This window comes from Amycolatopsis sp. NPDC104587 (assembly GCF_055583645.1).
In genome coordinates, this window is record NZ_JBVJNO010000002.1 from 679,532 (window position 1) to 691,503 (window position 11,972).

General features: G+C 72.2%; 12 protein-coding genes and 1 pseudogene. 4 read left to right on the forward strand and 9 right to left on the reverse strand.

Annotated features, from left to right (window positions below):
• Positions 1 to 114: 114 nt before the first annotated feature.
• The 3 genes and pseudogenes from ACZ61C_RS07550 to ACZ61C_RS07560 all read right to left on the reverse strand — a co-directional run.
• Positions 115 to 678: pseudogene (locus ACZ61C_RS07550) on the reverse strand (GNAT family N-acetyltransferase); the annotation flags it as partial.
• A 40-nt stretch (positions 679 to 718) separates the two neighbouring features.
• A complete protein-coding gene (locus ACZ61C_RS07555; RefSeq protein ID WP_465303938.1) occupies positions 719 to 976 on the reverse strand; it encodes a hypothetical protein in 258 nt (85 codons plus the stop codon).
• A 137-nt stretch (positions 977 to 1,113) separates the two neighbouring features.
• On the reverse strand, positions 1,114 to 1,569 hold the full coding sequence (locus ACZ61C_RS07560) for an Lrp/AsnC family transcriptional regulator (RefSeq protein ID WP_465304228.1): 456 nt from the start codon (positions 1,567 to 1,569) through the stop codon (positions 1,114 to 1,116).
• A gap of 80 nt (positions 1,570 to 1,649) precedes the next feature.
• Here ACZ61C_RS07560 and ACZ61C_RS07565 point away from each other — a divergent pair, with 80 nt between their 5' ends.
• Positions 1,650 to 2,714 carry a Glu/Leu/Phe/Val dehydrogenase dimerization domain-containing protein gene (locus ACZ61C_RS07565; RefSeq protein WP_465303940.1) on the forward strand — a complete coding sequence of 355 codons (1,065 nt, stop codon included), beginning with the start codon at positions 1,650 to 1,652 and terminating at the stop codon, positions 2,712 to 2,714.
• A 23-nt stretch (positions 2,715 to 2,737) separates the two neighbouring features.
• Here ACZ61C_RS07565 and ACZ61C_RS07570 read toward each other — a convergent pair whose 3' ends face one another.
• Complete coding sequence (locus ACZ61C_RS07570; RefSeq protein ID WP_465303942.1) at positions 2,738 to 3,550, reverse strand: PHP domain-containing protein; 813 nt, start codon at positions 3,548 to 3,550, stop codon at positions 2,738 to 2,740.
• Between the two features lie 37 nt (positions 3,551 to 3,587).
• Here ACZ61C_RS07570 and ACZ61C_RS07575 point away from each other — a divergent pair, with 37 nt between their 5' ends.
• On the forward strand, positions 3,588 to 6,323 hold the full coding sequence (locus tag ACZ61C_RS07575) for an FAD-binding and (Fe-S)-binding domain-containing protein (protein ID WP_465303944.1): 2,736 nt from the start codon (positions 3,588 to 3,590) through the stop codon (positions 6,321 to 6,323).
• On the opposite strand, the gene ACZ61C_RS07580 is transcribed toward ACZ61C_RS07575, so the two are convergent.
• From ACZ61C_RS07580 to ACZ61C_RS07590, 3 genes are read right to left on the reverse strand one after another with little or no spacing between them, the layout of a single operon-like run.
• Complete coding sequence (locus tag ACZ61C_RS07580) at positions 6,320 to 6,514, reverse strand: ferredoxin (RefSeq protein ID WP_465304230.1); 195 nt, start codon at positions 6,512 to 6,514, stop codon at positions 6,320 to 6,322. The two genes, ACZ61C_RS07575 and ACZ61C_RS07580, sit on opposite strands and share 4 nt — an antisense overlap.
• Positions 6,514 to 7,728 carry a cytochrome P450 gene (locus ACZ61C_RS07585; protein WP_465303946.1) on the reverse strand — a complete coding sequence of 405 codons (1,215 nt, stop codon included), beginning with the start codon at positions 7,726 to 7,728 and terminating at the stop codon, positions 6,514 to 6,516. The genes ACZ61C_RS07580 and ACZ61C_RS07585 overlap by 1 nt, the downstream gene beginning before the upstream one ends.
• Positions 7,725 to 8,243 (reverse strand): PadR family transcriptional regulator, encoded by a 519-nt coding sequence (locus ACZ61C_RS07590; protein WP_465303948.1) that lies wholly within the window; start codon positions 8,241 to 8,243, stop codon positions 7,725 to 7,727. Before ACZ61C_RS07590 ends, ACZ61C_RS07585 begins: the two co-directional genes overlap by 4 nt.
• Before the next feature lie 178 nt (positions 8,244 to 8,421).
• On the opposite strand from ACZ61C_RS07590, the gene ACZ61C_RS07595 reads away from it, so the two are divergent.
• Both ACZ61C_RS07595 and ACZ61C_RS07600 read left to right on the forward strand, forming a co-directional pair.
• Positions 8,422 to 9,612: a cytochrome P450 gene (locus ACZ61C_RS07595; protein WP_465303950.1), complete on the forward strand. Its 1,191-nt coding sequence runs from the start codon at positions 8,422 to 8,424 to the stop codon at positions 9,610 to 9,612.
• Between the two features lie 14 nt (positions 9,613 to 9,626).
• Positions 9,627 to 9,842 carry a ferredoxin gene (locus ACZ61C_RS07600; RefSeq protein WP_465303952.1) on the forward strand — a complete coding sequence of 72 codons (216 nt, stop codon included), beginning with the start codon at positions 9,627 to 9,629 and terminating at the stop codon, positions 9,840 to 9,842.
• 80 nt (positions 9,843 to 9,922) lie between these two features.
• Here the strand turns inward: ACZ61C_RS07600 and ACZ61C_RS07605 are convergent, their stop codons facing one another.
• Positions 9,923 to 10,870: a cold-shock protein gene (locus ACZ61C_RS07605; RefSeq protein WP_465303954.1), complete on the reverse strand. Its 948-nt coding sequence runs from the start codon at positions 10,868 to 10,870 to the stop codon at positions 9,923 to 9,925.
• 126 nt (positions 10,871 to 10,996) lie between these two features.
• Positions 10,997 to 11,962, reverse strand: coding sequence for an S-methyl-5-thioribose-1-phosphate isomerase (mtnA, locus tag ACZ61C_RS07610; RefSeq protein ID WP_465303956.1), 966 nt, complete (start codon positions 11,960 to 11,962; stop codon positions 10,997 to 10,999).
• Positions 11,963 to 11,972: the final 10 nt, after the last annotated feature.

Here is an 11,972-nt window from a genome sequence, read left to right on the forward strand (position 1 = left end):
CTCCCCCCGCCCGGGAAAAAAAAAGGAGAGGAAAAAACCCCCCCCCCCCCCCCCCCCCCCCCCCCCCCCCCCCCCCCTCCCCCCCCTCTCCCCCCCCCCCCCCCCCCCCCCCCACGACCGGGCCAGCCATTCGTCGCGGGTGATGGCGTACTCGACCTCGCCGTGCTCGCTGCCCGGCGCGCGCTCGTGCTCCGGGAACTCCTCGAAGTACGTGCGGACGAACCGCATCCCCAGTTTCTCCATCACGCGCCACGAGCGCCGGTTCACCGTCATGGTGAACGCCGTGACGCGCTTGACCCCCAGCTCGGTGAAGCCCTTCGTGAGCAGCGCCGCGGACCCTTCGGTGCCGTAGCCCTTGCCCCAGGCCTTCCGGTGCAGCCGGTACCCCAGCTCGGGCTCGTCGACCGGGTCGCCGGGCCGCGGCCGGAAATGGAACCATCCCAGGAAATCGCCGGTGCTCTTCTCGACCACGGCCCAGAAGCCGTAACCGGGGAAACGCTCGTAGTAACCGAGGAACGCGGGGAGATCCAGCGTGGCGATCTCGGCGCGGTCCGCGGGCCGGCCCCCATTGAGGTACTTCATCACGGCCGGGTCGTCGTAAAGCTCGAAGAGCGCGTCGACGTCGTTCTCGGTGAACCGGCGGAAGATCAGCCGCTCGGTTTCGAGGAATACCTGCATCGGGTGATGCTGACAGTGACCCCAGTGTGTGGCAACACGATTACGCGGCGAGCGCGTAGTCCTCGCCCAGTGCCTGCGACCCGGCTTCGGTGAGCAGCGCGGGCACGAGCTGGCCGCGCTTGCCGTCGCGGGCCGGCGCGATCAGGCCGAGCCGCGCGAGCCGGTGCGCGGTGGACTGGTCGCAGCAGCTCAGGCCGTCGATGAAGAGGTCGGGCTCGCAGCTGCAGCTGATCTCGGCGTGGCCCCCGGCCACGGCTCTCAATGTGGCCCGCTCACGATGGTTCAGTTCGGTGATCATGGCGGCGCCTCCTTCCCGTCCCGCTCATTAGACCTCCGGACACCGACATTTTCCCCCTCTCAGCGTGCGAACCCGGGTATTTCAGGGGTGCGCGTAGGGGTGCGTGTCGGGTTTTTCCGGGTGATTCCCGGATACCCCTAGCGCAGGGGCTCAAGCGTGGTCTTGCGCACGTGGCGGAAAACGATCGACGTGCGGAAGCCGACGATCTCCCGGCGCAACGCGAGCCGGTCGGTGAGGAATGCGTGCAGGCCGTCGATGTCGCGCGTGGTCACTTCGATCAGGAAATCGTCACTGCCCGCGGTCACGTATACGGAGAGTACTTCCGGCAGTTCGGCGATCGACCGCTGGAAGGAGTCGATCACCGCCCGGCTCAACGGCCGCACCTGCGCCGTGACGAGCGCCCGGACGCCGCGGTCGAGGCTCGCCAGGTCGATGTCGGCGTGGTAACCGCGGATGACGCCGCGTTCCCGCAGCAGCCGGATCCGCTCCAGGCAGGTCGACGGCGCGATGCCGACCTTCCGGGCGATGTCCCGGTTGGTCTGGCGGGCGTCCTCCTGCAGGTGGCGCACGATCGCCGAATCAAGTTCGTCCAGCACGGGGACCTCCGGTTCGGCGCCGAATTTAGTTCGGCGACAAGTCGACAACGCCGTTCATCACTCTAGCTTCGGTCGGTATGACCGCACATGAACAGCTTGTCGCCCGGCGTGGCCGTCGTTCCGGCGTCACCACGATGGTCGCGATCCACTCGAGCGCCCTCGGCCCGGCCGTCGGCGGCTGCCGCTTCAAGCCCTACGCGACGACCAACCAGGCGGTCGACGACGTCCTCCGCCTGTCGGCCGCCATGACGGCGAAGTGCGCCGTCGCGGGACTCGCCTTCGGGGGCGCCAAGAGCGTCATCGCGCCGGAGCCGGGGCGCGTGCTCTCGCCGGCGGACCGGCGGGACGTCCTGCTGGACCACGCGGACCTCGTCGCCGAGTTCGGCGGCCGCTACCTGGCCGGCCCGGACGTCGGCACCGGCCCGGCGGACATGCTCGTCCTGCGCGAGGTCTCGCCGTACGCGTTCTGCACCCCCGAGTCCGCGGGCGGCACCGGCTCCTCCAGCGGCCCTACCGCCGTCGGGGTGCTCGCCGCCCTGCGTGCCGCCGCGACCGCCGTGTTCGGCTCCCCGGACCTGGCCGGCCGGCGGGTGGTCGTGAGCGGCTACGGCTCGGTCGGGGCCCACCTGGCGGCGAGCCTGCACGACGCGGGCGCCGAAGTCGTCGTCTCGGACATCGACCCGGCGAAGCGCGCGGAAGCCGAGGAACACGGCCTGACCTGGGCCGAGCCGGAGAAAGCGCTCACCCTGACGGCCGACGTCGTGGTCCCGGCCGCCGTCGGCGGGGTCCTGAGCCCCGAGAGCGTGGCCCGGCTCGACACCCCGCTGGTGGTCGGCCCGGCCAACAACCAGCTCACTGCCGACGCCGTCGCGGACGACCTGGCCGCCCGCGGTGTCCTGTGGGTCCCGGACTACGTCGCGAGCGCCGGCGGGATCCTATACACGCTCTCGCGCGAAGCGGAGGGCCTGGACCACGAGGCCGCTCTCGGCCGCGTCGAGACGATCGAGAAGACCGTCACGGATCTCCTGCGAGCCGCGAAGGCCGGCACGACCACCCCGCTGCGGGAGGCGGCCGTGCTGGCCGAGCGGCGGCTCACTTCTGGAGCGGCGCCACGTACTCCGGAGCCTCGGACAACGGCTTGACGTACCGGACGCCGCCCTCGGGCTCAGCCGACGGCGGCTTCCCGCAGCGCGGCCAGGACCTCCGGGGACGTCGTGTGCTCGCCGAGGCGCACCGGCTTGCGGTCACCGTGGAAGTCACTGGACCCCGTCCCGAGCAGCCCCAGCTCGGCGGCGACGTCCAGCAGGCGTTCGCGGACTTCCGGCGGCTGCTCGGGGTGGTCCACCTCGATCCCCGCCAGCCCGGCCGAAGCGAGCGTGGCCAGCTGGGCGTCCGAGACCGACGCGCGACGCTTCGCCGAGCGCGGGTGGGCCAGCACCGCCACACCCCCGGCCGCGCGGACCAGCCCGATCGCGTCCGCCGTGGCCAGCACGTGCTTGGGCACGTCGGCCCGGCCGCCGTCGGCGATCCACTCCGGGGTGAACGCGTCGGGGATGCCCGCCGCGGCCAGCGCCGCCGCGATGTGCGGACGTCCGAGCGGCGCGCCCGCGGCGATCGTCTCGACCTGCGCCAGCGTGATCGGCGCGCCCAGCTCGCGGCAGCGTTCGACCATCCGCACCGCGCGGCGGGCGCGGTCGGTGCGGATCAGCTCCAGCTCGGCTGCCAGGGGCTCGTGCCCGGGGTCGACGAAGAGGCCGAGCAGGTGCACCTCGGCGTCGTCGAGCCGGCACGAGATCTCGACACCGGGGACGATCTCGACGTCGGCCGCGCTTTTTGCCGCCTCGGCCAGCCCCGCGACGGTGTCGTGGTCGGTGAGCGCGAACACGCTCAACCCGGCCTCGGCGGCCAAGCGCGGCAGGTCGGCGGGCGGCGTCGTGCCGTCCGACGCGGTGCTGTGGGTGTGCAGGTCGATCGTCACACAGCGGATCGTCGCACCGATCGACTTGAATGGGGGTGTGGAGATCCTCACCGACGCCGCCACGCTCGCCCTGTACACGACCGACGCGTCCAACTACCGCCACGTGCCCCGCGGCGTGGTGCTGCCGGAGTCCGTCGACGACGTGGTCGCCGCGGTCGCCGAGGCGCGCGCCCGGGACCTGCCGGTGATCGCCCGCGGCGGCGGCACGAGCGTGGCCGGGAACGCGTGCGGGCCGGGCCTGGTCATCGACACCTCGCGCCACGTCGGCGGAGTGCTCTCGCTGGACCCGGAAACCCGGCTCGCGCGGGTGCTGCCCGGCACGGTGCTCGACGACCTGCAGGCGCTCGCGGCGCCGCACGGGCTGCGGTTCGGCCCGGACCCGTCGACGCACAGCCGTTGCACGCTCGGCGGCATGATCGGCAACAACGCGTGCGGCTCGCACTCGGTCGCGTGGGGCCGCACGGTCGACGTCGTCCGGTCGCTGGACGTGCTGCTCTACGACGGCACGCGGCTGCGGGTCGGCCGCGACGAGCCCACCGAGGGCCGGATCTTCGACGAGCTGCGCGCGCTCGTGCGCGACAACTTGGCGTTGCTGCGCAAGGAACTCTCGACGTGGCCGCGCCGGGTGTCCGGCTACGGCCTGGAACACCTGTTGCCGGAGAACGGGTTTGACGTCGCGAAGGCGCTCGTCGGGTCCGAAGGCACCTGCGTCACGATCCTCGAAGCGACGGTCGAGCTGGCCGAGCTGCCCGCTCGCCGCGTGCTGGCGGTGCTGGGGTTCCCGTCCGACATCGCCGCGGCCGACGCCGTGCCGCGGATCCTGCCGTGGTCACCGCTGACCGTCGAAGGGGTCGACGCCGAGCTCGTCGCGATGCTGCCCGGCCGCGCGGGTGACCTGCCGCCGGGCGGGGCCTGGCTGTTCGTCGAGCTGGCCGGCGACGACCCGGCTTCGCGGGCCCGCGCGCTGGCGGCGTCGCTGGAGCTGACCGGGTTCACGATCGTCGACGACCCGGCCGCGCAACGCGGGCTGTGGCGCATCCGCGAGGAGGGAGCCGGGCTGGCGACCCGGCTCGTGGACGGTTCGGAGGCCTGGCCGGGCTGGGAGGACGCGGCCGTCCCGCCCGAGCGGCTCGGCGCGTACCTGCGCGAGTTCAAGGAGCTGATGCGGGCGCACGGGCGCCGCAGTGTCGTCTACGGCCACTACGGCGAGGGCTGCCTGCACCTGCGGCTCGACTTCGACCTGCTGTCGGCCTCCGGCGTCGCGGACTTCCGGCGGTTCCTGGAGGAGGCCGCGGACCTCGTCGCGGCGCACGGCGGTTCGCTGTCCGGTGAGCACGGCGACGGCCAGGCGCGCTCCGAGCTGCTGTCCCGGATGTACAGCCCGGAGATGATGGACCTCTTCGCCCGGTTCAAGGCGATCTTCGACCCGGCCGGGCGGATGAACCCGGGCATCCTGGTCGCGCCGCGGCCGGTCGACGCCGATCTGCGGGTACGGACCACGTCAGCGTCCTTTGAGGACAGTGTTTTCCTCGGTTACCCCGAGGACCGGGGCAGTTTCGGACAGGCGATGCGGCGTTGCGTCGGCGTGGGGAAGTGCCGCAACACCAGCGGCGGCGGGGTGATGTGCCCGAGCTACCGGGCCACTCGTGAGGAAAAGCATTCGACGCGCGGGCGGGCGCACCTGCTCGCCGAGATGATCAACGGCGAAGTGGTCACCGACGGCTGGCGATCGTCCGAAGTGCACGAAGCCCTGGACTTGTGCCTGTCCTGCAAGGGATGCCTGTCCGACTGCCCGGTCGACGTCGACATGGCGACGTACAAGGCGGAGTTCCTGCACCAGCACTACCGGCGGCGGCTGCGCCCGGCGTCGCACTACTCGATGGGCTGGCTGCCGCTGTGGTTGCGGCTCAGCGCCCGGGCGCCGCGGCTGGCCAACGCCGTGGGGCGGTCGAAGCTGGCGGGCCTGGTGAAACGGCTCGGCGGGATCGCGCCGGAACGCGCGCTGCCGTCGTTCGCTCCTTCGCCGTTCACGTCGTCACGGGCGGATCTGCGGCGCCGGGCGTCGGGGGAGCGTCGGGTGGTGTTGTGGCCGGACTCGTTCAACAACTACCTGACCCCCTCGGTGCTGGAGGCGGCTCACGAGGTCCTGACCGCGGCGGGCTACGACGTCGTGCTGCCGGACCGGGGAGTCTGTTGTGGACTGACGTGGGTGTCGACGGGCCAGCTCGGGGTCGCGCGCCGGGTGCTCACGCGGACCCTGGACGTGCTCGCGCCTTACCTCGACGACGGGTGCGAAGTGGCGGGCCTGGAACCGAGCTGCACGGCGTTGTTCCGCGGCGACCTGCCCGCGCTGCTGCCGGGTGACGCGCGGGCGGAGCTGCTGGCCTCCCGGACGTTCACGTTCGCGGAGCTGCTCGAGCGGGCGCCGATCCCGTTCGCGGCCCTCGACGTCGACACGATCACGCAGGTCCACTGCCACCAGCACGCCGTCCTGGGCTTCGGCGCCGACGAGTCGGCCCTGGCCGCGGCGGGGGTCCGCAACACGACCCTCGACTCGGGATGTTGCGGACTGGCCGGGAACTTCGGCTTCGAGCGTGGCCACTACGAGGTGTCGAAGGCGGTGGCGGAGGACCGGATGCTGCCGGCGATCCGCGCGGCGGCCCCGGAAACCGTGGTGGTGTCCGACGGGTTCAGCTGCCGGACGCAGATCGCCCAGGAGTCCGGCCGGGAAGCGGTGCACCTGGCCGAACTCCTGAGGCGTGCGCTGCCCTAACCGGAAACGCGGATCGCGGCCGCCGGGCAAGTGAGCTCCGCCTGGCGGACCGCGTCCTGCTCCGCCTCGGCCGGCTCGGCCGCGAGGAGGACGACCGTGCCGTCCTCCTCGTTCTGGTCGAACGTCTCCGGGGCGAGCAGGACGCACTGCCCGGACGCGACGCAGCTCGTGGTGTCGACGTCGACCTTCATCACCAGATCACCGGAACCGCGTCGACCCCGCCCGCGACGCGGTTGACCCGCACCGGGATGTCGTTGACGTCCACCGCCAGCCGCAGGCCGGGGAAGCGGCGGAAGAGCTTCGGGAACACCGTGCGCAGCTCGGTGCGGGCCAGGTTGGCGCCGATGCAGACGTGCGCGCCGGTGCCGAAGGCCAGGTGGACGTTCGGGGCGCGAGTGGGGTCGAACTCGTCGGGGTCGGCGAACACCGACGCGTCGCGGTTGGCCGCGTCGCTGGAGACGAGCACCGCGTCACCACGGGCGATCCGGACGCCCGCGATCTCGACGTCCTCGTGCGCGTACCGCAGCAGGCCGGTGCCGCTGGTGGCCGTCAGCCGCAGGATCTCCTCGACCGTCTGCTGCACCTGGCCGTCGGGGTCGGCCTCGAAGCGGTCGCGGCGGCTGGTGTCGGCGAGCAGGAACAGCGTGCCCATCGCGATCCGGGTGGACGTCGTCTCGTGGCCGGCGAACAGCAGGCCGGCGCCCATCCGCGCGAGGTCGTCGTCGGTGAAGGTCGGGTCGTCGGCCTGGACCGCGACCATGTCGGAGATGACGTCGGGCTGCGGGTCCGCGCGCTTGGCGTCGGCCAGCTTCGTCATGTACGCCTTGAACTCCGTCATCGCCGCCTGCGCGTCGGCGCCGCCGTCCATCATCGCGATCCGCTCGGACAGGGCGCGGAAGTGCTCACGGTCGGCATAGGGGACGCCGAGCAGTTCGCAGATCACCAGCACCGGCAAGGGGAACGCGAGGAAGTCGGTCAGGTCGACCGGCTCGCCGGGGTTGGCGTCGTGCGCGGCCTGCAGGTCGTCGAGGCAGCGGTCGGTCAGCTCCGCGATCCGGTCGCCGAGCGCGCGCATGCGGGGCGCGGAGAACGCGGGAGCGAGCATCCGGCGCATCCGCTTGTGTTCGGCTTCTTCGGTCTCGAAGTCGCCGCTCGGGCCGTCCTGGATCGCGGCGCCGGAGATCCGCGACGCCTGCTCGGGCGCGGGGTGCGAGCGGCCGAAGCGCTTGTCGCGGAAGACTTCCTTCGCCTCTTCGTACGACGTCACCAGCCACGCGGGGTCGCCCGCCGGGGTGAGCACGCGGCTGATCGGCGACCGCTGCCGCAGCACTTCGTAGTCCGAGGCGATCTCGAGCGCGTTGGCGCGGCTGAAGGGGAGGCGGGGCGCCTCTTCGGTGGTGGTCATGCGTCGCTCCTCGGTTCGGGGCCGTGGGTCTTCAGGTCGGACAGCCAGCGGTGTTCGGTGTCGAAGGTCCGGCAGACCTGCCGCAGCACCGCGCGGCTCCACGGGTCGGCCTGCTCGGCGGCGAGCCGGGTCAGCCGGTCGCGCTCGGCGGTGAGCGCGCGCTCGCGGACGTCGAGCACCCGCGCCCGTTCGTCTTCGCGCAGCCAGCCGAAGTTCCCCACGCGGGAGAGGAACTCCGTGTCGTTGAGCGCCAGGTCGGCCGGGAAGTCCGCGAGCATGTCGTGCAGCAGCTCGCGGCCGACGTCGGTGATCGTGTAGACGTGCCGCGGCGGTTTGGCCTCCTGCTCCTCCGCGCTGCGGCTCACCGCGCCCGCGTCGACGAAGCGCCGCAGCGTCGGGTACAGCGAGTTGTTCGACAGAGTGCGGCCGGTCGACGCCTCGACGGCTTTGCGCAGCTCATAGCCGTGCAGCGGCTCGCGGGCCAGCCTCGACAGCAGGAGGATTTCGATCCACACCTAGGTCACCGTAACCTAGGTTCTCGTGACCCGGCAATGGCCGACCGTGACATCCGGACGGAAACTTTCCGTTACTGTGGTGACTCTGGGTGAGTGATCTGCTCCTCGACGTGAGCGTCGATCACGGTTAGCGTTGGTAAGCGAACTGATTTACGACGTCGATTCCGGGGGTTCCCGCATGACTGTCACCCACACCGAAGCGCTCTCGTACCCCTTCAACGAAGAGGCGGGCCTCGACCTCAACGAGGCCTACACGGCCGCTCGTGAAGCCGAGGGCATGGTCCGGGTGAAGATGACCTACGGCGCGCCGGCGTGGCTGGCCACCCGCTACGCCGACGCCCGGCTGGTGCTGGGCGACCGCCGGTTTTCGCGGGCGATGGAGAAGGAGAAGGACGCGCCGCGCCGCTCGCCCGTGCAGCGCGACGGCGGCATCCTGCAGATGGATCCGCCCGACCACACGCGGCTGCGGACGCTGGTCGCGAAGGCGTTCACGATGCGGCGCGTGGAGCTGCTGCGGCCGCGCGTCGCCACGCTGGCCGGCGAGCTGATCGCGGACATGAAGGCCGCGGGCCCGCCTGCTGACCTGGTCGACCGCTACGCGTTGCCCATCCCGGTGGCGGTGATCTGCGAGCTGCTCGGCGTCCCGGTCGCCGACCGGCCGAAGTTCCGCGTCTGGAGCGACGCGGCGCTGTCCACGAGCGGCCTGACGCCCGAGGAGTTCGAGCGCAACCGCGAAGAGCTGCGCGACTACATGCGCGGGCTGATCGCCGAACACCGCGCGGCGCCCCAGGACGACCTGATGACGGCGTTGATCGAGGCGCGGGACACCCGCGACCGGCTGACCGAGCTGGAGCTGGTCGACCTGTGCGTCGGCATCCTGGTGGCCGGACACGAGACCACGGCGAGCCAGATTCCGAACTTCGTCTACGCGCTGCTGGACCGGCCCGGGCAGTGGGAGCGGCTGCGCGCCGACCCGGACCTGATCCCGGCGGCGGTCGAGGAGCTGCTGCGCTTCGTGCCCCTGGGCGCGGGAGCCGGCTTCGCCCGGTACGCCACCGAAGACGTCGAGGTCGGCGGGGTGCTGGTGCGCGCGGGCGAGCCGGTGCTGGTGGCGGTCGGCGCGGCCAACCGCGACCGGCTCCAGTTCGACGACGCGGACCAGCTGCGCTTCGACCGCGAGGAAAACCACCACCTCGGCTTCGGCCACGGCGTCCACCACTGCCTCGGCGCGCCGCTGGCCCGGCTGGAGCTGCAGGAGGCGCTGCGCGCGTTGGTCACCGAGCTGCCGGGGCTGCACCTGGCCGGCGATATCGTGTGGAAGACGCAGATGCTCGTCCGCGGACCGCGGTCGATGCCCATCGGCTGGTGACTCGGAAGGTGACCATGAGCTGGCACGTGGAGATCGACGAACACACCTGCATCGGCTCGGGGATGTGCGCGGCGCTGATGCCCGAGGTGTTCACGTTGGAGGGCGCGGTGGCCCAGACGGTGGTCTCGGAGGTGGACGGCGACGAGACGGTCCTGGACGCGGCGGACTCGTGCCCGGCGATGGCGATCACCGTGACTGATGGGGGCCGGGAGATCGGGCCGCGGCCTTAAGACCTGGTCTCGAAACTCGAGGGTGTCACTGCCGGTCCTGGTCGTCGATCGTGGCCCCGTCACCACGAGGGGCCGCCTCGTCAGAGGCGTTCGATGCGGTCGGCCTGCGGGCCCCGGTCGCTCTGACGCACCGCGTACCGGACCCGGTCACCCTTCCGCAGCGGCTCCGACCCCATGATCACGGACGCGTGGGCGAAGAGATCGTCGCCGCCTGCGTCCGGGGTGATGAAGCCGAAGCCGCGGTCGTCGTCGTAGCGCGCGACGACGCCCTCGCCGCCTCGTACGGGCACCTCCCGCGCCGCCGGTCCTGCGGCCGCGGCAGGCGCCGGCCGCTGCGGCGCCGTCTGGGGCTCGGCGCCCCGGACCAGGTGCACGTCGCGGGCCTGCGGGCCCTTGTCTCCACTGGCCACCTCGTAGGCGACGCGGTCGCCCTCCGCGAGCCACGTCAGCCCCTCGGCCAGGGCCCGGGCGTGCACGAAGACGTCCCCGGCGCCGGAGTCGGGGTTGATGAAGCCGAAGCCCTTGTCCTCGTCGTACCAGGCCACCGTGCCGTCGGCACCGTCCGCGGTACCGGCCGCGGCGGGTGAGCCGGTCCCTGCTCCCAGCGGGATCACGTGCCCGGCCTGCGGGCCGCGCTCGCCTTCGACGATCAGGAAGGCCACCCGCTGCCCCTCGGTGACCACGCCGCCGGTCACGATGGCGGAGCTGTGCACGAAGATGTCGGCGCCGCCGCCGTCCGGCGACGCGAAGCCGTACCCCTTGCCCGGCTCGTACCAGTTGATGGTGCCGAGCAGGCCCACGGCGCTGCCGGCGGCCGCATCGGCGGTGACGCGAACGCGCAGTGCCTGGGGCCCGCGGTCGTTCTCGCCGACCTCGAACACGACGGCCTGACCCTCGCGGAGCAGTTTCGCGCCGCCGTCCCCGACGATCTCGGAGGCGTGCACGAACACGTCCGGCGAGCCGTCCTCGGGCGCGAGGAAGCCGAAACCCCGTTCGGCGTCGAACCAGCGGACGGTTCCTTGCGGCATCAAAGACTCCAGGTCGAGAGGGCGGGCACTGGCCCCCAGTCTCTCTGACGGACCTCCGGTCCGTCGGGCCGGGCCCCGTAGGCGGGCGTGGTTCACCTGGCGACACGCCGGGTTTTGAGACCAGGTCTAAGGGACGAAGCGGCCGTTCTCCGTCACCACGGCGGTGATCAGCGCCGCCGGGGTGACGTCGAACGCCGGGTTGAACGCCCTTGCCTCCGGTGGGGTGATCGGTGTTCCCGCGTACTCGGTCAGCTCGCGGGCGTCGCGTTCTTCGATGACTATTCCCGTGCCGTCCGTGAGCTTGCTGTCCACTGTGGAGGATGGCGCCACCACCACGAACGGCACTTCGTGGTGGCGGGCCGCGATCGCCAGGCCGTACGTGCCGATCTTGTTCGCGACGTCGCCGTTCGCCGCTATCCGGTCGGCGCCGACGAGGACGCCGTCGACCAGGCCGCGGGACATCGCCGCGGCCGCTGCCGAGTCGGGCAGGACCCGGTACGGGACGCCGGCCTGCTCCAGCTCCCACGTCGTCAGCCGGGCGCCCTGCAGCAGCGGGCGCGTCTCGCCGACGAGGACCTCCTCGACCAGGCCGCGCTCGTGCAGGTGCCAGACGACGCCGAGCGCGCTGCCCCAGCCGACCGTCGCCAGGCGGCCCGCGTTGCAGTGGGTGAGCAGCCGCAACGGCCTGCGCGGGCACTCGGCCAGCACCAGCTCCGCGGCGTGCGCCGACGCCGTCTTGTTCAGCTCTTCGTCTTCGGTGAGCAGCGCCTGCGCTTCGGCGAGGACCGCCGCCGGGCCGCCGGGGAGCTTCGCCAGCGCCCGCTCGACACCCCAGGCCAGGTTCACCGCGGTCGGCCGGGCGTGGGCGAGCAGCGCCGCGTCCGCCCGGACGTCACCGCCGAGCCGGGCCGACAACGCGACCCCCAGCGCGCCCGCGGCGCCCAACGCCGGCGCGCCGCGGACGGCCAGCCGCTTGATCGCGTCGACCAGCTCGCCGACGGTCCGCAGCTCGAGCAGCCGGAACCCGGTCGGCAGCGCCGTCTGGTCGATGATGACGATCGCGCCGTCCGCCCAGTCGATGGTCCTGCGCATGCGCCCTCCC